This window comes from Anaerolineae bacterium (assembly GCA_013178015.1).
Lineage (GTDB): Bacteria > Chloroflexota > Anaerolineae > DRVO01 > DRVO01 > Ch71.
Genome location: JABLXR010000030.1, coordinates 31,924 through 53,536 on the forward strand (window position 1 = coordinate 31,924; position 21,613 = coordinate 53,536).

Consider the following 21,613-nt stretch of genomic DNA (forward strand, 5'->3'; position numbering starts at 1 on the left):
ACCGGTGCTGCGATGGCGACGGAGGCCGGCCGCCAGCAAGAGGAGACTCAGCGGCCGTAGGACGGACCTACGGCCGCTGAGTCTCCTCCGAATGCCCCGAGGAGAGGTTCTATCCCAGCGTCACGCCGCCGGGTTCCTCTCCCTCCACCCACTCGATCTCGATCTCCAGGCTCCGCTTGGGCTTGCCCCTCTCCGCCTCCTCCTCGACCTTGATCTCGAGGACGACGCTTCCTGGTAGCCGGAGCGAGATCTGCTCGCTGCCCCGGTGGAGCGCGACCTCACCCTGGGCGATCTTGTCCGCCAACTGGTGAAGGAATGCGGCCAAGCTCTGCCGCTCCTTCCGCTCCTCGCTCTTGAACAACACCACTTCCTTGGACAAATGCTACCTCCTCGTCACTGACACTCACCGCTCATAACGCCAGGATAGCATCGAAACACATGGCAGCGTAGTCGGCCTCAAGCGCCGGCATCCCGGCTCGTCGCCCGGTGGGCGACGGTCGTCCACGCGCGGCTACACGCCGTCTACCCCCTGGTCCAGCGCGGCGCAGAAGGCCTCCAGCGTGGGCCCGCCCATGTCCCGCATCTGAGGCACGGTGCGACCCGGCCAGCGGTAACTCACTGCCAGGGGCCGGCTGCCGTACTCCCGGTGGGCGCGGGCGCGGATGCTCCCCGGGGCTCGGTCGTCAGACAGGCTGGCCTTCCACTTGTTCCCGATGAAGAGGGGGTGCCCATCCAGGCGGGCGGCGAACCGCTCGCCCAGACCCTCGTCCAGGTAGTGCAGGCCATCTTCTTCCATGTACATCCAGCCGTGGATATCCAGGAATCCCTGGGGCCGCGTCGAGTCTATGACGCCCAGAAGGGTACGGGTAGTGACGTCGCCCCCGTAGGCCCCCTCGTGCGACAGGTCCACGCCGCCGATGCCGGTGCGCTTGCACAGCCCACGGTACACTCCGTCCGGGTTGGGCATGGGCACGAAGGTGAAGGTGTGGCGCGCCAGCAGCTTCTGCTGGACCTCGCGCGGCTGGGCCAGCCAGGCCATCATCCCCTCCACGCAGTAGGAGCTGGAGGTCTCGTAGGGGTGATAGCGGGCGGTGACCAGGATAGGGCGGTCGCCCTCGCCCAGCTCGTAGGCGTGAATGTCTCGCCCCTCGTTGCTCGAGCCGGCCACGCGGCAGCGGTATCCCAGCTTGGGTAGCCTCTCGGCGAAAGCCAGGTAGTCGCCCAGGGAATAGGCGGGACTGAGCCCGGCGTAGCTGATCCCCGGCGGCACGGGATGGGTGACTGTGGCGACGGTGCCGGAGACCGTGGCCGGGACGAACTGCCAGTCATCGCCGCTGCCCAGGTAGAGGAAGCGCCGGGCATCCATGTACTCGGGGTCGGCCCAATCAACTTCCAGCGCCAGAGCGCGGGGCCTGTCACTGTCGTTCACCAGGCGGACGCAGAGGGCGAACTTGTAGTTGCCGTCGCCGTCCTCGCTGTATGGGAAGACCCGGTAGTGGCCTTCTGCCAGCCTCTGTATGGCGGCGGCTTGCTGGGGGTTGCCGCCGTCTTCTACGGGTTCCACTCTCACTGACATGTTCCCTCCGTTGGTCACGTTCGAGGCGGAAGCGATGGAGCTAGGCCCGTGCGGGTCGCCTCAGAAGCCTGGTCACGCGGGACGCAGCACTCGCAGCAGGTTCCCACCCAGTACGGCCTCTTCCTGCTCCCTGGTCAAACCTTGCGCCCGCACCAGGTCCAGGTGCGTCCGGTCCATGCCGAAGGCCTGGCCGGTGGCTCCGTTGCGCCCTGGGTAGTCGGTGCCCAACATGAGGCGGTCCCAATGCCGCCGGAAGAAGCCCCGGGCGAAGTCGGGGTCTCGGCTGAGGGCGCGCAGGCCGGAGCCGGCGGAGATGTCGGCATAGAGGTTGGGGTAGCGCTCCAGCATCCGATCTACACGGCCCGGTCCCTCGATGGGTCCAGTGGGATAGGACGTGCCCTGGGGCACGTGCGAAGATATCTCAGCCCACCAGGTCGGTCCGTGGGCAATGAAGATAGTGCCGGGGAAGGCGGCCACCACTTGCTCGAAGCCATCCATGTCCCGGTTCAGATGCTGGTCCATGTGCAGCAGCACGGGAAGCCTGGCCTCGCCGCAGAGCCCGTATATCTCCTGCGCGCGAGGGTCGTCCACCCGCAGTGAGTCTTCGGGCGGGTTGGGCTTCCACTCCCCGAAGCCGCGGCAACCCATGTCTACCAGGGCCTCTACCTGCCTGGCGTAGGAGGGACCAGGCCGGCGGGGGTCGAAGGTGCCGAAGGGAATGAAGCGGTCGGGGTGAGCCGAGGCTACCTGTAGCACCGATTCCAGCGTCATCGTTGGGGGCACCAGCACCCCAGGAGGCACCGGTAGGGGCAACAGCACGCTCTGGTCTATCCCCACCTGGTCCATGTACTCCAGGTTCACCAGTGAGTTGACCAGGTCCATGGACCCGTAGGCGAGGGTGGGAAAGGGGACTTCCTCGGGGCGCAGCAGTTGGATGTGCAGCGTCCTGGCCGTCAGGTGCGTGTGTACGTCAATGATCATGTGCTTCTGATCCCTCCAGGGTACCTCTCGAACACGAGCGGGTCGTGGCCGGGCATGAGTATGTCGCCATCCTCTCGGGCGATCTGCAGGGCACGGCGGCACTGCTCCTCGTCCTCGTGGATGTGAATGATGTCGTCGTGCTCGACGTTGCCGTAGAGCTGCACGGCGTCGCCGGTGAAGAGGGCCACGCCCTGGGCGGTATTGACGTAGATGAAAGTGGAGCAGATGGTGTGCCCGCCCACCCACTTCACCCCTATCCCCGGCACCACCAAGCCCTCGTCCAGCACCACCAGACGACCCTGAGACTCCAGTCTGATGAGGTACTGGAACAGGCCCTCAGGCAGGTAGCGCCGCTGGGGTTGGTCGCAGCGCCAAGCCTCCCAGGCCCGGGCGGGCACGGTCACCTTGGCCCGGGTGAAGAGGGGGAGGTTGGAGCAGTGGTCGTAGTGGAAGTGAGTGAGGAGGACGTAGTCAACGTCCTCGGGCGCCAGGCCCGCCTGCCGCAGGATGCCGATGGCGTCCTGGCCGGGCTCCTGGGTGATCAGTTCGCTCATGAGGAAGCCGGCGCCCCGGTTCATCTCCGGCATGCTCGCCATGCCGGTGTCTATCAGGGCTGAGATGCCATTGCCAGTGATCACTGCCAGGTAGATGTCGTAACGGTGGTCCCGGTCCTTCATGACGCTGTGGTAGGCGTACCGTCCCAGGATGCGGCAGGTGCCGTGGCGGTACAGGTCTACCTCGTATGCGGGACCAGCGGCGACGTCGGCCTTGTTCACTTCGCTGCCTCCACCACGATGACCTCATACAGCGTCAGCCGGGGCAGCCGGACCTCGATGCCGCTGCCCTTTCGCGCCGCGGTCAGGGTTTCCTTCTCCCGCAGTGAGTACACCTCCACCGGACCGCCTACCTCTTTAAGCCGAAGGACCAGATCGTGAGCGGGCAGGAACTCGCTGACCGGCCGGGCGTCGTGGCCGTTGTTGACGAGGTGGATGAGCAGCCGCTGGTGCTGTGGCTGACGAAAGACGTTCATGGTCACCGAGCGGGGCGCGTCCAGTTGGATGTAGCTGTCGCCCAGCAGGTGGGCCAAGGCGGCCTGGAAGCGCTGCTCCGTGGTGGACATGTAGGTCTCGCTGAAGAAAGCGCCCACGGCCTCGGCGAAGTACACCACCTTGCCCTGCCCGTGGCGGCTCAGCAGCACCGCCGGATGGGGCGAGGGCCCCTTGAGGGCCACGTATGGCCGGTCCACGGCTTGGTGGAGCACTGCTGGGGTCTCGGTGCCTTCCCGCGGCCGGACCTGGAGGGCGTAGGGGCCGCGCTCGATCAGGGCTCCTCGGTGGAAGCCCCAGTGGTCGCGCACGGCCTCGCTGTAGTTGTCCACCCGGGCCACGGGGAAGGCTCCCTCGACGGCCTCGATGCCCAGCAGGTCGAGCATGCTGTCGCTGGGGCTGCCAGCACCGTCGTACATGCCGGCCTCGAAGGAGCTCAGCAAGGATCCGCCCCGCTCGACGAAGCGGCGGATGGCGGCCACCGCGTCGCATGTGAGGCAGGCGGCGTCGGGCAGGATGAGCACCTTGTATCGGTCGAGCTTTCCGGAAACGAGGTCCTGGTCCAGGATAACATCGAAGGGGACGTGGGAGCGGGCGAGGAGGTGGAAGTAGCCCTCGCAGGCGGCGGTGAGCATGGTCTCGCACTGCCGCTTTCGAGCCGACAGCTCCTCGACCGAGCGCTGCTCGATGTCCACCACCAGGTTCTCCTCGCGGGCGGACCCCGAGGCGCGGTAGAGGTTGTCGTGGACTGAGAGGTAGTGGCGGCCGGTGCGGCTGGAGAAGAGGACAGCGACCTGAGCGGCACTCTCGAGGTCGGTGTAGTACTGCTCGTGGTCATCCAGGAAGGCGAACAGCTCCCGTGGCGGTTGATTGCCTTCTGGCTGCGACTGCAGGGCGGAGCGGATTAGGGCCAGCCAGGGGTTGGCGCCGCCGGCTACCGTCTGGGCGATGCCCAGTTGCACCTCCTTGGGGTCGATGAGGCGGTAGTGCCAGGAGCCGTTCATGTAGTGCATGAAGACGACGGCCGGCTTGCCGCCCGCGCTCAGGTACTTGGCCGCCATCATATACTCGTAGTCGTTTTGGCGCCGGCCGTGGTGGAAGAAAGCCTCGGCGCCGTTGAAGTCCTCGTAGGGCCCCAGCTTCTGTATGTCCCGGGCCACCCGCCAGGAGCTGGGCGGCCAGTTGCCTCCGTTGAGGAAGATGACGCCGTCGGCGTTGACGTTCTTCACTGCCTGACGGGCGTCGGCCAGGAAGCGGGCCATGGAGTCCTCGCGGAACTCGATGAACTCGCGCCAGAGGGGATCTCTCCAGTCCTCGTGGGGGATGTCGGCGCCGTGCAGTTGGCGGAACAATGTCTGGCACGACTGGCAGTAGCAGGAGTCGGGGTAGATCACGGGCCCGTCCAGGAAGACGCCGTCAATGCCGGTCTTCATGGCCTCCCGGATCATGGTGAAGGCCCAGTCGCGCCAAGGGGAGTTGACGCAGAAGGTGGTGCCGTTGCCGTAGAGGGGGTGCAGGCGGCCGTAAGCCTCGCCGGTGGAAGTGATCTGCTCCCAGCCCGGGTGCTGATCGGCGAACTCGTAGGCGAACCAGTGCATGTTGAGGTAGGAGAGCACGCGGATGCCATACCTGTGGGCGTGGGGCACGTAGGAGCGCAGGTAGTCGAAGTCGCCGAAGCGAGGCCAGGTTTCGAACTTGGGGCTCTGGAAGCTGGTAAGGTAACCGCGGCCTTGCCAGCCAAAGGAGCCCACGACCCACTCGCAGTTGATGCGCCAGTCGTCACGCCGGCTGCGGGCCATGGCCTCGAGGTCGGCGTGTTTGAGGGAGTCGAAGTCGGGGGCGTTGTCCACCCGGAGCATGCGCACCGGTCTCTGCCACCAATTGCCGGACATAGAGCCTCTCCTTGGGGGTGTCACAGGGGGATTCTCAGGCAAAGACGCGAAGGCGCAAAGGAAGAACAGGAAGAGGCATAGCGGTCAAAGCATGGTCGGCTTGATAAACATGCACATCGTCACTCTGGTTCGCTCCCGCGCCGCCGGTCGCACCCGCTCGTCGGTTGCCTTCTCTTCTCTGCGCCTTTGCGTCTTTGCGTGAGCCTCCCTCTTCTCAGATCGTCCACGGCTCCGTGGGCAGGCCGAACTGCTGGCACAGCCACTGGTACGCTGCCACCATGGCTTCCTCAGTGGGCTGGTGGCCCGTGCCGTGGTCGAAGCAGCCGATATTCCTGTCCTTGCCGTAGACGGCGTACGCTGCCCTGGCGGCGTTGAGGTACTGCCAGCTGGCCGGCCCATCATACTGGCCTGCGATCAGCAGGTAGGGGCGGGGGGCGTGCAAGGCCAACAGGTGGTGGTGGGCCAGGCCGCCCATTCCCTGGGCCAGCTTCCGTCCCAGGTACCAGGGATCCTGCCAGTTGGTGAAGCTGTAGCCGATGCCGAGATCCGAGGCGATGGTGGCCTTGATACGCTCATCCAGGCAGCCGTTGTACGTGGCCATCTTGCCGCCCAGGGAGTGCCCGATGATGAGCACGCGCTCGGGGTCCACCTTGGGCTGGGCCAGGAGCAGGTCGGTGGCCAGGCGGGTGTCGTGGACCAGCTTCCCCATGCCCGTCCAGTTAGGGTTCTCGCCCAGTACCTTGGCCGCCCCGGCGTGCCACCAGGCGAAAGAGGCGTCGGACCGCGGATCGGGGACGGTGTTGTAGGGGAAAGCCTCCACGCAGGCCACGATGAATCCGTGCTCGACCAGGTGCCGTCCGAACTGAGTGGTGCGCCGGTCGGGCAGGGGCTGGCGGGTCTTCAGGTCGTAGCCCGCCATCCGGTCCGGATCGTAGAAGGGAACCACGGCGCCCGGCAGCGGCGACGGCCCGGCGCTCTCGGGCTCCATGATGAGCACCTGCTGGCGCGTCTCGGGGCTGTTGGGCTGCCGGTAGAGGGTGGCCCGGCAGCGGGGCAGGTCGAATCGGTCTATCGTTTCCGGGGTGGTATCGAACGGCGGGTAGGAATGCGAGCCGAGCACTGCCTCCCAACGGGCTCGGAGGTCTCGGCGTCGCCTTTCCCATAACGCCAGCGACGGTGTCTCCTCGGGGCCGAAGAGGGGCTCGAGGCCCTGGTCGGGGCCCAGGTCGGTATAGGGCGGGGCGCTTAGGCGGGTCACCATGTCGGTCATGTAAGTCTCCTAGCCGGGCGATCGCTCGCCGGGGGAATGCCGAAGCGGAGGCTTCCTCGGCGGCGCCAAGCACGGCTGAGTTGGGTGTTGTCGCCAGGCGGGGCCTTCTTCAGCGGTAGTCGTGCGCGTCTACGTTCCTCCTGCCCGTGCGGGTGCCTTTCTGCTGGCCGAAGCAGGGCTACATCCCCAGGGGAACATCGCCCGAGCTCGGGCGCTCGGCCAGCACGTCGATGCGCACCAGCCACTTCACCCACTTGCCCCCTACCTGGTTGGGAAACACCGCCCGCACCGGGAAGCCGTGCAGCACCGGCAGTGGCTGGCGCTCCCACTCGTAGGCCAGGAAGCCTCCCTTCTCCTCCACATCGGCCAGGGTCACGTAGGCGTAGTAGCCATCGGCGCTCACCAGCCGGAGAGTGGAGGCGGAATGCTGCACGCTGGCCAGGGCCAACACCTCCAGGATGGGCACGCCGCCCCAACTGGCCTCGTCCACGAAGAAGCCGGGGCAGACCAGCTCCGGCCCCGCCTCCACCTTGGGCAGGCAGCGAAGCTGATCGTAGCTGAGGCTCAACGGGTTGTCCACCAGCCCTGTCACCTCCAGACGGTAGGACTCCAGGTCCACCACCTGCACCTTGCCCGTTACGTGGAGCCCGGTGGCCGGGTCCAGCTCAGTGTAGCCGGGGATCTCGGCCGGCAGGGTGGGCACCGCGATCGGTTCCAGGTCGCACGCGGGCAGGTCGGGAACTGGGACCGGTTCCGACACGGCGGTGGGGGTCAATGTCGGCAGCGAGGCTTGGCTGGCGACCTCAGGCGCAACCGCGGCGCAGGCCACCACGGCGGCGACAGCCAGGGTCAGGATCGCGAAGTACCATGCGCTCTTGAGTCTCACACCATCTCACCTTTCTGTGATATGCGAAGCCACCGACCGCTCTCGGACGACCAGCGGCGCAGCGGTCACGATAGCCTCAATTATACACCGAAGCGGTGAGATATGTCGGGCGGCGGACGCGAGCGTGTGACCTGTGCCTGGGGAGGGGATGCGGCTGCATCAGACTCAGTCTGGCGCAAGAGCTGGGACGAGGACGGCCGCGTCTGGTCGAGGGCACGAGCCGGGTGCTCGGGGGCAAGCTCCCAGCGGATGGGGGGTTGACGCCTGGACGGGTACCTGCCGTGACATGCTATGATGGTTTCCACACAACCCCGGGGGCAGCCGATGGTGGTGTGCGTTCGCACTCTGCCCCCACGTGGCATCAGGGAGGTTTCATGAAGCTGGAAGGGCGGGTGGCCATAGTGACTGGGGCCAGCCGGGGCATTGGCCTGGCAACTGCCAGGCTCTTCGCTCAGGAGGGCGCCAAGGTGGTGCTGGCGGCGCGCAGCAGAGACGACCTGGAGGCAGCTGCTGCCGATCTGAGACAGGGGGGCGCTGAAGCCCTGGCCGTGCCAACTGACGTGACCAAGAAGGAGGACACGGTCCGCCTGGCCCAGGTGACGCAGGACCACTTCGGCCAAATAGACGTGTTGGTCAACAACGCGGGGGTGACGCGGCACAAGCTCGTGCTCGACATAACTGAGGAAGACTGGGACCTGACTTTCGACGTCAACATCAAGGGGGTATTCCTCTGCACTCAGGCCGTCCTGCCGATGATGATCGCCCGCCGCAGCGGCCGCATCATCAACGTCGCCTCCATGTCGGCTCTCCGCGGTTCGGTACGCCGATCCGCGTACAGCGCGGCCAAGCATGCTGTCATCGGCTTCGCCGACTCGGTGGCCCAGGAGGTGGGCCCCTATGGCATCTCGGTGAATACCATCGCCCCGGGCCCGGTAGCCACGGTCCTGCGGGCCCGCCGGTATCCTCTCGAGGACCCGGCCCTCTTGCCCCAGCCCATCGAGGTCGCCCGGCTGGCCCTGTTTCTGGCCTCGGATGACGCCCGCACCATCCATGGGGCGGTGGTGCGGGTCGCCGTTGGCCCTGAGCCCATACCGGTCAACGAGAGCGTGACCATCGACGACTGAAGCGAAGGCCTCCGCATCCGACGGGGGCCTGACGAACGACACTTGAGGAGAGAAGGCGGCGCTGACGCACTGGGGGGGCAACAGGGGGCTGCTTCCTGTCGCCTTCGCATAGCAGGGCCTGGCGATTCACGATGGGCTGCCCGCTGAGGAGGACACCTGTGTTACGTATGGGACTGATCGGCGCCGGGACCATGGGCCGGTGGTACGCCCGCACCTTCGCCGAGTACGAGCGCTCACGGCTGGTGGCCGTATGCGACATGGACCGGGCCAGGGCCCAGGCGCTGGCGGAGCAGTGGGGAGCGGCTGCACACACTGACTATCGAGCCATGCTGGCAGAAGAGCAGCTAGACGCCGTGGCCGTGGCCACGCCGGACCGCTTCCACCGGGCTCCGGCTGTGGCCTGTCTGGAGGCGGGTAAGCACGTGCTCTGCGAGAAGCCTCTGGCCACCACCATGGAGGATGCACTGGCCATCGAGGAAGCGGCCAGTCGAACCGGCCGAGAGGTCATGGTGAACTTCGGCAACCGTCGGCGCGACCGCGTCCAGGCAGCTCGCCGGGCGGTCCTCGAGGAGGGTGCGATCGGGGAGATCGCCGATGCCTATGTCGAGCTCAACGAGCGCATCGGCAAGACGAACACGCTTTCCTGGGCCGCGGAGACCTCGCCTGTTTGGTTCTTGCTCAGCCACTGCGTGGACACGCTTCGTTACGTAACCGGCCTGGAGATAGTGGAGGTGAGGGGCTACGAGACGCGGAAGCTGTTGGCCGCACGAGGTCTGCCCACCAGCGACACGGCGCTCTTCGTGGCGGAGCTGAGCAACGGCGGCCACGCCTTCCTGGGATCGAGCTGGGCCTTTCCCGAGGCCTACGGTCCAGACATTGACTTCCGGCTGCGCCTCCTGGGCGTGCGAGGGCTGCTCGAGGTGCAGATGCACCCGCACGACATGTGGCTGCACACCGGCAGAAGCCGCACCCTTAACTACACTTACGGCTACCTGGATCACCGCGGCCACATGAGCCACTGGTGGACCGACTCGACCTGCTACTTCGTGGACTGCATCCTGGACCGTGTGCACCCAACTCCAGACCTCGCCGACGGCCTGGCCTGTCTGCGGGTGCTTCTGGCCATGGAGGAGGCGGCGGCAACAGGCCGCTCGTGCCGGGTGGGGTAGCGCCTTGCCACCCGTAGGGTCGGCCCGGGCGGGAGCACGAACCTGTGCCCGAGGGTACCCCCCAGCTGTGCCGACCCCGGTCGCCTATGCCTTCTCCCAGTCGAGCCCGTACAGCTCGGCGGCGTTGCGCCAGCCGATCCGCTCAATCTGGGCAGCGGTAGCTCCTGCTTCCTCTAGGAAGCCCACCAGCGCCGCCACGCTGGGCGTGTAGGGCACGTCCTCCACCGAGCGGATCTGCCGCCTGCCCATGGGAGAGGTGTTGTCCGGCACGTCGAAGAGCACGCCGTAGGGCAAGTATGGTGGCCCCACTCGGTTGGTCCAGTCGGTGCCGGCCACTAGCCGCTCCGATCCGATCTCCCGCAGCGCCCGGGAGAGGGCAGCGATGTTGTTGAAATCGCGGATCTCTACCCAGAAGTTCTCTCCTCGGGCCAGACGGGGAGCCAACTGGTCGATGTAGTAGTCGGACATGCGGCCGCCGATGGCGTGGGCCACCAGGTAGCGGGCGTGGGGAAGGGCCTGGGCCAGGGCGAGGAGCTGGGCCATGTGACCTATGCCGGTCTCGTAGTTGGTGGAGACGTGGACGTGGATGGGCAGGCCGTAGCCGGTGGCCTGTTCGACGGAGGTCATCACCTCGGGCCGGGTCAGACCGGCCTCGACCACGTCCACCAGCACCTCGCCGTACTGGACGAACCCCCACTCCTCGGCCGCCAGCCGGAGGACCCGCTGCGATTCCTCGGGGAACTGGGGGCTCACCAGGCAGGCGCCGTAGAGGCGACCACCAGAGCGGGTGCACAGGTCGTGCAGGAAGCGGTTGCCCCGCTCCAGCCAGTCCGCATCGGTGCGCATCCGTCCCACTGCGGGTGAGTCGCAACTGACGACAAAGCGGAGGTCGGCCTCGTCGCGGTCCAGAACGGCCAGCAGGTCGGGGAGAATGTCTCCCCTGGAGCTGCCGTCTGGGGCGGTATCACTGACGTGAACGTGGGTGTCCAGCCATCTCATTCCGGTCCACCTCCCAGGGCCGCTGCATACCAGCCCAGGAATGCCGAGTCGAACCACTCCTCAGGACGAGCCTCGAGCACGGACAGGGCGTGATCCACCACAGGACGGGCATGGATGCACCTCAGGGTAGCCGAGCCCAACTTGCCGTAGGCGATCAGGCCGGCCTCTCGCCGCAGCGGCTCCATCAGGGCGTCCTTGTAGTAGGGCCAGACGCCCGGCTTGCGCCAGCCCTGCACCTGAGCGAGGAGGCTCGCCCGCTTGCCCTCGGGCAGTGGGCGCACCGCCCGCTCCACGACGAGGCTCTGGACGTAGTGCATCATGGTGTTGACTCTGAAGTCCACCCCAATGAACAGGATCAGGGCATCCCAAAGGTAGAGCTTGTCCCAGGGGCTCCCGGAGGCGAAGGCAGCCTCTCCCCACGGACTCGGGCGTCCGCGGGTCCGGGCGTGGTCGCGGGTGAGCTCGACGGCTCTAGCCCCGATAGCGGCTACGGAGTGGGTGGGGTGGTCGCTGCGGACGGCGTCGGGCCGAAGGCGGAGGGTTTCGGTGATCAGGCCCACATCCGAGGGCGAGCGGCGGATGTCCCACGTCTCGAACCGCCGGTCCCCGTCGCGCTGGGAGAGGGTAGGGACGGCCACGGTCCCGCCGGGAGCGACCGCATCGAGGAAGCCAGCGACCACGGTATCCGGGCCGCCGATCACGGTTCCCATGCTGCGGAGGGAGCTGTGAAAGAACACGGTATCCCCCGGGCTCACTCCCACGGCTCGTAGAGCGCGGATCACGTCCCCGCGCCGAACCTCAACAGCGGGATCTCCTGGCTCAGGTTGCACCAGCCCCTCTCCTGCGGAACAGGACGCTGCTGGCGGCGATACTACCACTCATCGAGGCCGATTGGTAGGACGAGATGGTCCAGTCCCCCAGGCCCAATGCCGTGCCCGGGCGCCGTGCTCCGGCGATCGGGGGGAACCGCCACGGCCTCAACGCCATCTCGGCGCTGGCTTCGGGAACGGGGACAAAGGGAAACCCCCGGCTCATCGCGAACCGGGGGTGGGTGCTCGACCTGGAACAGGCCTTTAGCGGACTATGCTGACGCGCGCCGCCTGCGGGCCCTTGGGCGAGGATTCTACGTCGAACTCTACCGAATCACCCTCGTCCAGGTTCCTAATGCCCTGGCCCTGGATAGCGGAGTAATGGACGAAGACGTCCTTCTCCCCATCCTCGCGGGTGATGAAGCCGTAGCCCTTGTCCCGATTGAACCACTTGACTGTACCCTTGACTCGATCTGCCATCCTTATGGCCTCCCTTTGAGCTGTGCCCCTGTACTTTCCTGGCCTTTCGGATGTCAGTCCGGAAGATCGCTGGTCGTGCAGTGGACAACTGTCTGATAGGCTCTGCCCTCGTTGGCGGCAGAGCCCAGTTATAGTAACACATCATCGTCCATAGGGAAAGAACGGCGCTTTCGGTGTATGTTGCCACGAGGGTGGGTGTGCGACGCGGATGGCCGCAGGAGCGGTGCGCAAGACCCTACAGCCCTCGGTCCCGAGGTGAGGTGCACCTCCGCTCGGGATGGCTCCGCGTCTGGGGACGCGGACTCCTCGAGTGAGGTCTGGGCGGGACGACGTGGCTCTACAGCCCTGGGTCCCGAGGTGAGGTGCACCGCGGCTCGGGGAGGTGCCGCGTCTGGGGACGCGGACTCCTCGAGGGAGGTTTGGGCGGGACGACGTGGCTCTACAGCCCTGGGTCCCGAGGTGAGATGCACCCCGGCTCGGGGTGGCTCCGCGTCTGCGGACGCGGACTCCTCGAGTGAGGCCTGGGCGGGATGGCGTGGCTCTACAGCCCTGGGTCCCGAGGTGAGGTGCACCGCGGCTCGGGGTGGCTCCGCGTCTGGGGACGCGGACCCCTCGAGGGAGGTCTGGGCGGCATGGCGTGGCCCTGGGTGCTGGTTCGTGTCTTGCTCCTAGATGGAGATCTCCCCTTGGGCGGCCCGACGCCGGAGCCCAGGTTGCGGCCAGGGGGCTGAGAAGCGGGGCGGCGAGCCGCCAGGCGCTATCGTCCCAGTTCGTCGATTGCTTCGGCAAAGGCCTCGTTCAAAGCCACGAAGGCGTCGTCCAGCATGTCGTTCGAGATCACCAGCGGCGGGGCGATCTTCACCGTGGCCGCGCCGTAGCCCACAGGGGCGAAGAACAGCAGGCCCTTCTGGTACGACTTCTCCACGATCTTGTGGGCCAGGTCGGTGTCGGGGTCTTTGGTGCCTGGCCTGACGATCTGGATGCCGGCCACCAGTCCCTTGCCGTGGATGACCCCGATGACGCGGTCGAACTTCGCTTGCAGCGCCTCCAGGTGCCGGAACAGGGTCTCGCCTCGTTGGGCGGCTCGCTCGGTGAGCTTGAGGTCCAGCAAGCGCTTGATGTTGGCGATGGCAGCCATGCAGGCCACCGGGTTGCCAGTGTGGGTGCTGGTCATGGACCCCGGGGGGTACTGATCCAGAATCTCGGGACGGCCGATGACGGCCGCCAGGGGCAGCGAGCTGGAGATGCCTTTGCCGCAGACGATTAGATCGGGGACGATGCCGTAGTGCTCGAAGGCCCAGAACTTGCCGCTGCGCCCAAACCCGGCCTGTACCTCGTCGGCGATGAGAAGGATGTGGTGCTCATCGCACCAGTGACGCAGAGCCTGCATGTACTCCACCGGGGCGAAGTCGGCTCCACCACCCTGGAAGCTCTCGGTTATGACGGCGGCCACTTTGTCTGGGGTAGCGCCCTGGCGCTCGAGGGTGTTCAGAAACAGCTCGAAGCTAGTGTCTTCGGTGCGGAAGCCGTCAGGGAAAGGCACCTGGTAGAAGCCCGGGTCCAGGTTGACGATCCACTCCTTGAGCGAAGGGATGCCACCGGCCTGCTGGGCGCCCAGAGTGCGCCCGTGAAAGGCGCGCTCGAAGCTCACGATGCCGACTTTGGCCTCGCCCTGCCGTCGGCCCCAGGTGCGGGCCAATTTGAGGGAGTTCTCTATGGCCTCTGAGCCGGTGGTGAGCAGGAAGACCTTGTCCAGCCCGGCGGGGGCCAGGCCCGCGAGGGTCTTGGCCAGAAGGGCCCGCTGCTCGCTGGGGAAACAGTAATTATGGAGGAGGCTGGCGTTCGCCTGGTCAATGATAGCTTGCCTGATCTCGGGAGCACCGTGACCGGCGTTGGTGACCAGTACGCCGCTGCTGAGGTCCAGCCACATGTTGCCGTAGGGATCGTAGACCTGGCAGCCTTCGGCCCGATGCCAGACGATGGGCGGCTGGCCGGTCATGGCCACGGGCTCGTAGCGTCGCAGTGTCTCCAGCGTCTCGAGGGACTCGGGAACAGGGATCTTGGTGCCGATGCGTCGGTAGGGCGTGTTCACCCGCGGCACTTCCCGCGGGGTGAGGTCGAAGGCCGAACCTGCCATGCTCTCTCGCTCCTTGGGGACGGTAGATCTCACCGCAGAGGCCGCAGAGAGCACAGAGAACAACTGAATGGGATTGTCCCCACGATACGCTGGTGCTGCTCTCGTGCCCTGGGCGCAACAGCCGCCCCCCGTTCGTTTTCATCTGTTCTCTGCGGTCTCCGCAATCCTGGCGGTGAATTGCCCTCTATAGTAGCACTGGGTAGAGGCGGTCGTCGAAGCCCACATAGGCGCTGCCGTTGGCTATGCTGAGGCGGACGGCCTCATTGACGGCTGTGCCGATGAGGGCTTGCTCTGGGAGTGGCCGGCTTTCCGCCAGCGCGGCAATCAGCTGGCGTCTGCGGGCCAGCCTCTCCTCGCCTTGCAGACCCTCGGAGGCCAGGTACAGGCGGCGGATGTCGTTGAGCCCTTGGACGATGCTCTCGTAGCCATAGCCAACCCAGTCCACATCTCCCGGGTGGTCCCAGGAGTCGTAGGCCTTGAAGAAGTTGGGGTTATAGTCCTCGTAGCCGCCCCGCTCGGTGGCAAAGTGAAGGTTACGGTCCTTGTGGTCGGCCCAGTACTCGCCCTCGGTCCCCAGCACCTGCAGGCCCTGGTTGGTAAGGGCGCTGTTCTTCTGGGTGTTGACCCAGGCTGTCTGCACCCAAAGGACGGAGCCATCTTCCCACTCGATGGTGGCCTGCACGGCATCGAATGCATCGCTGCCGTGCTGGGGGAGGAATTTCTTCTGGCCGAAGGCAACCAGCCTCTTGGGCTTGAGCCCGGTGACGAAGTAATAGACGTCCACGTAGTGCACTCCCACGTACTCGAAGGGAGAGCTGTTGTGGGCCCAGAGGCGGAAGTGATCTAGCGGGATCTCCCGGCGCTCCTCGATCCAGGCGTGCCCATGGAGCATCTCGCCCAACCAGCCCTGGCGGTAGCGGTAGCGAAGGGCCCGCACGGCCCGGTCGTGGCGCTTGTGGTAGTCGGTGTAGACGTAGGCACCCTTCTGGTAAGCTAGTTCCTGGATCTGCCAGGCTTCGTCCACCTTGAGGCACAGGGGCTTCTCTACCACCACGTCGAAGCCGGCCTCGATGGCCGCCACGATCATGGGCGTGTGAAGGTGATCGGGAGTGGCCACGATGACGGCGGCCGGCTGCTGGAGCTGAGACAAGGCCTCTCGGAAAGCCTCTGGGCGGCTTTCCTCCAGAGGCGCGGTGTCCGGGTCAGGATAGCCGCTGAAGGTGCGGCCAGCGAAGACCTGACGAAGGTGTTGGATGGTGGCCGCCCGCCGACTGGCGACGAGCACGTTCGCCACTCTGCCCTCTCGTTGCTCCTGAAAGACGGTGGGAAGCACCACTTCCTCGGAGATCATGCCCCCGCCTATCAGGAGCACATTGAGCTTCGCGTCCGTCTGGCCCATCGTCGTTCCTCCTCGATGCGTGTCCGAGAGGGCCGGTCGCCCGGCCCCACTTCCGTACACCAGTTCATTAATGACAAAGCGGGGCGACTCAGGGTCGCCCCGTTGCACGCGAAACCACGTCGTCTGGAGGCAGAGACTCGCCCGTAGAGCCGCGCCTCTTTAGGTCGGGTGAGCCGAGTATACGGCTGCGGGTGAGGGCTGGCAAGTGCACGCCCTAGGGGGCACGTCTGCGGCCTCGGGATGCCTACGTTGTTCGGATCTCCACGCCCCTGGCTGAATGTGGCGTGGGGCCATCGCGGCGTCCTGCCTCAGTTGCGGACCATCGCATCCTGCCTGGGCATCTAGGTGGCCTGGCCCAGCAGGCGACTAGACGATGCAACCTAGGTCTAGGGCTTTCTCAAAGTCCTGGGGCAGGCCACCGGAGATGACTATCGGCGAATACTGCGGACGAACACGAGGTTCGCCCCTACGGCTAGGGCGTTGCCAGAGTCTTGTGGCAAGCCACCAGAGATGACTAGCGGAGAATACTGCGGGCGAACACAAGGTTCGCCCCTACGGCTAGGGCGTGGTCGAAGTGCTGCGGCGGGCCACCACAGATGACTGCCGGAGCCAGGCTGGGCGCTATCGGGCGCTGCATCGCTTCTGTTCCCTGCCTGCTGGCTGGCAGTGGTTCCTGGCCCGCGCCAGATGGCAGCTCGCCCAACGCTGGCTCGACTGTGAGAAACCGCTAACCGAGGTGGGACTGGGCTTTACACGTCTGCGTTGGGCGTCTAGACTTTGGCGGTTAGCTGGCGCGGATGCGGCGGACGCCCACCGCGCCAGGGTCAGCACATTCCTTGGAGGTTAGTGAGATGCCGCACGAATTGCCGCCCCTGCCCTATGACTACAATGCCCTGGAGCCAGTGATTGACGAGGAGACTCTTCGTCTGCATCACGACAAGCATCACCAGGCGTACGTCTCCGGCCTGAACAAGGCGGAAGAGGAGTTGGCCAAGGCCCGCCAGTCCGGTGATTACTCGCTCATCAAGTACTGGGAGAAGAACGCCGCCTTCCACGGCTCGGGCCACATTCTGCACACGCTGTTCTGGGAGAACCTGACCCCGAAGGATCAGGCCAAGGGTCAGCCCTCCGGGCACCTAGCGGAAGCGATTGAGCGCGACTTTGGCAGCTTCGATGCTTTCAAGGCTCAGCTGACCGCCGCCACCATAGAGGTGGAGGCCAGCGGCTGGGGTATCCTCGCCTACCGGCCCATGGACGGTAAGCTGGTCGTCTTGCAGGCGGAGAAGCATCAGAACCTGACCCAGTGGGGTGCCCAGCCGCTGCTGGTGTTCGATGCCTGGGAGCACGCCTACTATCTCAAGTACAGGAACGCCCGCGCCGATTTCGTGAAGGCGCTGTGGGATATCGTGAACTGGGACGCGGTGGGGGAGCGTTACTGCCGCGTGGCCGGCTGCTGAAGCGCGGGAGGGGGAGAGGGGGAGACGCGGAGACGGGGAGACGGGGAGACGGGGAGACGCGGAGACGGGGAGAAGGGGAGACGCGGAGACGTTACTTCAGTATTCGCCTCTACCATCTCCCCGTCTCTCCCTCACCCCGTCTCCGTGTCTCCCCTTCACCCTGTCTCCCCCTCTCCCCTCTGCCGTGCTATACTGGGTCCGTGGCGAAGCGACTGTGTCTGCCGGGGCTGTTCCTGGTGGTGGCCCTTATCCTCTCCCCGCTCGCAACGATGCCTGCCGGCGCTGAGGAGGACCCCGTCCTCGAGTTCATCGCTGGCCTCTCGACCAGGGAGAAGGTAGGCCAGCTCTTCCTCGTCGCCTTCCACGGATCGAACGTAGACAAGTCCACCGCAATAGCTGAACTCATCCAGCGCTATCGCATCGGCGGCGTGGTTCTATCTGCCGAGCGGGGCAACATAGACAACGGCGGCAACGCCGCTGCCCAGGTCCGGGATTTGGCCAGGCAGCTTCAGTCGCTGGCCTTGGAGGGGCCGGGCCGCACCCCGACGCCCACCGTTCGACCCAACATCCAGCGGGAGGCAGAGCAATCGGTCCCTCGGCCCACTGCCACGCCGGTGCCGATGTACCCCGCCAACGTGCATCCCATCCCCCTGTTCATCGCTGTGGAACAGGACGGCGATGGCTATCCTCACACTGACATCCGCAGCGGGCTGACGGAGCTGCCCAGTGCCATGTCGGTCGGCGCCACGTGGCGGGTGGAGAACGCCTACAGAGTGGGCAGCATCGTTGGGTCAGAGTTAGCGGCGCTCGGGGTGAACTTTCTCCTGGGGCCGAGCGCGGACGTGCTGCAGCGCACGCGGCCCGGCATGCCGGGCGACATCGGAGTGCGCTCCTTCGGAGGCGATCCTTTCTGGGTGGCCGAGATGGGGAGGGCCTACGTCCGCGGTGTGCACGAGGGGTCGGGTGGCATGGTGCTGACGGTGGCCAAGCACTTCCCCGGCCTGGGAAGCAGTGACCGGAAGGCCACAGAGGAAGTGGCCACAGTGCACAAGAGCCTGCAGGAGTTGCGGCACATGGAGCTGGCTCCCTTCTTCGCCCTCACCGCCGCCGAGGAGGGGGATGCCGGGGCCGTGGTTGACGGGATGATGACCAGTCCTCTCATACGTTACCGCGGCTTCCAGGGCAACATACGTCAGCTCACCCGGCCCATCGGCCTTGATGCCGACGGGTTGTCGGCGCTGATGGCGCTTCCCGAGTTCCAGTCCTGGCGGCGGGAGGGCCTGCTAGTGAGTGGACCGCTGGGCCTGCCGGCCGTGCGCAAGTTCTACGACGCCCAGGGTAGGTCCTTCCCTCACAGGAGCATCGCCCAGGAAGCCTTGATGGCTGGGAATGACCTCATCTTCGTGGCTGATTTCGCCCTGGAGGACGACTGGGAGATCCAGGCAGCCAACATCAGGGATACCCTCCAGTACTTCGCCGAGAAGTACGAGACCGATCCTGCCTTCCGCGCTCGGGTAGACGATTCCCTGCAGCGGATCATGCGGCTGAAGTTCCGGCTGTACGACGAATTCTCGCTGCAGGCTGTCGTGCGTTTCCCCGAGCTGCCGCCGGCTCGGACGGCCGAGGTAGCCGAGATCGCCCGCGAGGCTATCACCCTGATATACCCGGGTGCCGATGAGCTGGCCGATCGCCTGTCGGGCCCGCCGCTGCGGGATGAGAGCATGCTCATTTTCACTGACGTTCGGCCGGTCTCCGAGTGCGTCGGGTGTGCTGCCTTCCAGGACGTGAGCCAGGAAGCCTTCGAGAGCACCATCGTGCGCCTATATGGTCCAAGCGGAAGCGGTCAAGTCTTGGGCGTGAATATCCGCAGTTTCACCTTCCAGGCCCTCAAGGAACTCCTGGAAGCCGAGGAGGCGGGGAAGGAGCTAAGCCCGGCCCAGGCTGCACTGAGCGGCTGGTTGCAGGACTCCCAGTGGATCATCTTCCTCATGCGAGAGGTGGACGTGGCCGAGCACCCCAGCTCGGACGCGATCCGGCAGTTCCTCAAGCAGCGGTCGGACTGGATGCGCAACAAGCGGCTAGTCGTCTTCGCCCTTGCTGCCCCCTGCTTCTTGGACACCACCGAGGTCAGCAAGCTGACTGCGTACTACGCGCTGTATGGCAAGACCGAGTCCTCCTTGGAGGCGGGTGCCCGGGCCCTATTTCGGGAGCTGCCCCTCCGCGGGAAGCCCCCAGTGGACGTGCAGGCGGTCAACTACGAGCTCATTGTGCAGCTGGAGCCGGATCCGGACCAGGTGATCGAGCTGAGCATCGTCGGTGCTTCAGAGGCGGAGGGAGGCCAGCCGGTGGGGGTGAAGGTAGACAGCGTCATCACCGTGCGCACGGGCGTCATCCTGGACCGCAATGGCAACCCGGTGCCGGATGAGACGCCGGTGGAGTTTCGGCTCTACTACCCCTCAGAGAGCCTGGAGCTACCTCGGCGTAAGGTGACCACGGTAGGTGGGGTGGCGGAGACGAGCATCAGGCTGGAACGGAGGGGTGAGCTGGAGGTCAGCGCCAGCACAAGCACTGGCACCGCCAGCACCACGCTGGTGGTGTCCATTCGGGGCGACGAGCCTGCCACCTTCGCCACTATCGTGCCGCCCACTCCCACCCCTGAGCCGACCGAGACGCCCACTTCGGAGCCGGTTGTCCAATCCACTGCGACCGGTGCACCCACTCCAGACACGAGCGGCGTTCGCGCGTCGGAGCCGCAGGTTCAGAGACTCCTCGGCGCGGCCGGGGCGTTGGCGGATCGGGGCTTGCTGGCCTGGGCGCTGGCGGGTATCGCCGCCGGAGGTGCGGGGCTGAACCTGGCGCTCGGGCGCCGACTGCGCTCGCCCGAGCGCAGGATGAGGATGACGCTGTGGAGCGTGATCTTCGGACTGGCCGCCTACTGTGGCTATCTGTTGGGGTGGTTGGGCCCGTTGGCGGTGCCAGGATGGCCGCCGGGGGTGGCGGCGCTGGCGGTGGCAGGGGTGGCGGCGCTGGTGCCAGGGCTAGGTTTCGTCACGGCATCCCGGTGAAGCGTGGCGGCGGCCAATAGGTGAGGTAGGTTGCTGCGGCCAGCAAGAGGAGCGCCAGGAGGAGCAGGAGCGCGTTGGAGCGCAGGGCGGCACGCCAGTCGGAGCTGCCCGGCAGGGCGCCGCGGCCCAAGAGTGCGGCTCGGAACTGGGCGATGGAAGAGGGCCGGTCGTCCGGGTGCATCGCCAGGGCCCAGCAGATGGCGGCATCGGTGCGCTCGGATAAGCTCGGGTTGAGTTCCTGGGGGGGCGGCAGGGCATCGGGGCGCAGGAAACGGTCCTTGGCAGGAAGCGGGGGCTGGCCGGTGAGCAGGTGATACAGGGTAGCGCCCAGGCCGTAGATGTCGGCCCTAGTGTCGGTGTGCCCCGTCTCTCCGCCGTACTGCTCCAGGGGAGTGTAGCTGGCGGTGCCCCGTCCGTGCACCACAGTGACAGTACGGGTCTGGTCGGGGGCCATGAGCTTGACCAGCCCGAAGTCCACCAGCTTCACCAACCCGCTGGCGGTCAGGCGGATGTTGGCGGGCTTGATGTCTCGGTGGAGCACGGGTGGCTCCTGTGAATGCAGGTACTCAAGGGCATCACAAAGCTGCTCTGCCCACTCGAGAACTTGCTTCTCGCTCAGGCGCCTGCCCTCGGCGTTAGCCTTGTCTACGATGGTCTGCAAGTCCGGACCGGGGACAAAGTCCATTACCAGGTAGTCGCGGTCATTCTCGGAGAAGTGATCGGACACCTTGGGCAGGTTGGGGTGGTCGAGACGGGCCAGGGTGCTGGCCTCCCGGTAGAACTGCTCCCGGGCATCTTCAGGATCGGTGAGCCCGTCCTCAGGGCACATAATCTCCTTGAGGGCGCACTCGCGGCCGCTGAGGCGCAGGTCATCCGCCCGGTACACCGCGCCCATGCCCCCTTGGGCGACGAGCTCCGTTATCCTGTACCGGGAATGCAGGACAATGCTCCCATCCAGAACCCGGGCCACCCGCTTCTCCTCCCGCGCCCGCAACTCACATCGAAGCCTATCGCAGCCGCGGCGTCGGTGTCAATAGGACGGGTAGGGGATTTAGGGCTTTCTCAGAGTTGAGCTAGCGTTGGGCGAGCCGCCATCTGGCGCGGGCCAGGAACCACTGCCAGCCAGCGACCAGACAGGGAACAGAAGCGATGCAGCGTCCGGATAGCGCCCAGCCTGGCTCCGATAGCCATCTCTGGTGGCTTGCCGCAGGACTGTGAGAAAGCCCCAGCCGTAGGGGCGAACCTCGTGTTCGCCCGCAGTATCCTCCGGTAGTCATCTCTAGTGGCCTGCCCCAGGACTTTGAGAAAGCCCTATGTACGGAA

Annotated in this window: 17 protein-coding genes; 4 read left to right on the forward strand and 13 right to left on the reverse strand. The window is 66.0% G+C overall.

The features are described from left to right. Window positions 1-109: 109 nt before the first annotated feature. From HPY83_12250 to HPY83_12280, 7 genes are all read right to left on the reverse strand, one after another. Complete coding sequence (locus tag HPY83_12250; GenBank protein ID NPV08715.1) at window positions 110-379, reverse strand: amphi-Trp domain-containing protein; 270 nt, start codon at window positions 377-379, stop codon at window positions 110-112. Window positions 380-511: 132 nt separating this feature from the next. After that, window positions 512-1,576: a hypothetical protein gene (locus tag HPY83_12255; protein NPV08716.1), complete on the reverse strand. Its 1,065-nt coding sequence runs from the start codon at window positions 1,574-1,576 to the stop codon at window positions 512-514. A 72-nt stretch (window positions 1,577-1,648) separates the two neighbouring features. Then, window positions 1,649-2,557, reverse strand: coding sequence for an amidohydrolase (locus tag HPY83_12260; GenBank protein ID NPV08717.1), 909 nt, complete (start codon window positions 2,555-2,557; stop codon window positions 1,649-1,651). Beyond that, window positions 2,554-3,333 carry an MBL fold metallo-hydrolase gene (locus HPY83_12265; protein NPV08718.1) on the reverse strand — a complete coding sequence of 260 codons (780 nt, stop codon included), beginning with the start codon at window positions 3,331-3,333 and terminating at the stop codon, window positions 2,554-2,556. Before HPY83_12265 ends, HPY83_12260 begins: the two co-directional genes overlap by 4 nt. Beyond that, the gene (locus HPY83_12270) at window positions 3,330-5,495 is read right to left on the reverse strand and encodes a hypothetical protein (protein ID NPV08719.1); all 2,166 of its coding nucleotides are present in this window, start codon (window positions 5,493-5,495) and stop codon (window positions 3,330-3,332) included. Before HPY83_12270 ends, HPY83_12265 begins: the two co-directional genes overlap by 4 nt. Window positions 5,496-5,709: 214 nt before the next feature. Beyond that, window positions 5,710-6,765, reverse strand: coding sequence for an acetylxylan esterase (locus HPY83_12275; protein ID NPV08720.1), 1,056 nt, complete (start codon window positions 6,763-6,765; stop codon window positions 5,710-5,712). Between the two features lie 178 nt (window positions 6,766-6,943). Then, window positions 6,944-7,651, reverse strand: coding sequence for a molybdopterin-dependent oxidoreductase (locus HPY83_12280; GenBank protein NPV08721.1), 708 nt, complete (start codon window positions 7,649-7,651; stop codon window positions 6,944-6,946). 374 nt (window positions 7,652-8,025) lie between these two features. On the opposite strand from HPY83_12280, the gene HPY83_12285 reads away from it, so the two are divergent. Together HPY83_12285 and HPY83_12290 are read left to right on the forward strand one after the other, a co-directional pair. Continuing rightward, window positions 8,026-8,775: a 3-oxoacyl-ACP reductase FabG gene (locus HPY83_12285; protein ID NPV08722.1), complete on the forward strand. Its 750-nt coding sequence runs from the start codon at window positions 8,026-8,028 to the stop codon at window positions 8,773-8,775. A 158-nt stretch (window positions 8,776-8,933) separates the two neighbouring features. Then, a complete protein-coding gene (locus HPY83_12290; GenBank protein ID NPV08723.1) occupies window positions 8,934-9,944 on the forward strand; it encodes a Gfo/Idh/MocA family oxidoreductase in 1,011 nt (336 codons plus the stop codon). Between the two features lie 84 nt (window positions 9,945-10,028). Here the strand turns inward: HPY83_12290 and HPY83_12295 are convergent, their stop codons facing one another. The 5 genes from HPY83_12295 to HPY83_12315 form a co-directional block, all read right to left on the reverse strand. Next, the gene (locus tag HPY83_12295; protein NPV08724.1) at window positions 10,029-10,943 is read right to left on the reverse strand and encodes an amidohydrolase family protein; all 915 of its coding nucleotides are present in this window, start codon (window positions 10,941-10,943) and stop codon (window positions 10,029-10,031) included. Then, on the reverse strand, window positions 10,940-11,773 hold the full coding sequence (locus HPY83_12300; protein ID NPV08725.1) for an AAC(3) family N-acetyltransferase: 834 nt from the start codon (window positions 11,771-11,773) through the stop codon (window positions 10,940-10,942). The genes HPY83_12295 and HPY83_12300 overlap by 4 nt, the downstream gene beginning before the upstream one ends. Before the next feature lie 243 nt (window positions 11,774-12,016). Next, window positions 12,017-12,232 (reverse strand): cold shock domain-containing protein, encoded by a 216-nt coding sequence (locus HPY83_12305; protein NPV08726.1) that lies wholly within the window; start codon window positions 12,230-12,232, stop codon window positions 12,017-12,019. Window positions 12,233-12,989: 757 nt separating this feature from the next. Further along, complete coding sequence (locus HPY83_12310; GenBank protein NPV08727.1) at window positions 12,990-14,369, reverse strand: aspartate aminotransferase family protein; 1,380 nt, start codon at window positions 14,367-14,369, stop codon at window positions 12,990-12,992. Between the two features lie 184 nt (window positions 14,370-14,553). Continuing rightward, window positions 14,554-15,768, reverse strand: a complete 1,215-nt coding sequence (locus tag HPY83_12315; GenBank protein NPV08728.1) for a Gfo/Idh/MocA family oxidoreductase — start codon at window positions 15,766-15,768, stop codon at window positions 14,554-14,556. A gap of 851 nt (window positions 15,769-16,619) precedes the next feature. Here HPY83_12315 and HPY83_12320 point away from each other — a divergent pair. Together HPY83_12320 and HPY83_12325 are read left to right on the forward strand one after the other, a co-directional pair. Beyond that, on the forward strand, window positions 16,620-17,225 hold the full coding sequence (locus HPY83_12320; protein ID NPV08729.1) for a superoxide dismutase: 606 nt from the start codon (window positions 16,620-16,622) through the stop codon (window positions 17,223-17,225). 200 nt (window positions 17,226-17,425) lie between these two features. Further along, entirely contained in the window at window positions 17,426-20,290 is a 2,865-nt protein-coding gene (locus HPY83_12325; GenBank protein NPV08730.1) for a hypothetical protein, read from the forward strand. Here HPY83_12325 and HPY83_12330 read toward each other — a convergent pair. After that, window positions 20,274-21,260 carry a serine/threonine protein kinase gene (locus tag HPY83_12330; protein NPV08731.1) on the reverse strand — a complete coding sequence of 329 codons (987 nt, stop codon included), beginning with the start codon at window positions 21,258-21,260 and terminating at the stop codon, window positions 20,274-20,276. The genes HPY83_12325 and HPY83_12330 overlap by 17 nt on opposite strands. Window positions 21,261-21,613 lie beyond the last annotated feature (353 nt).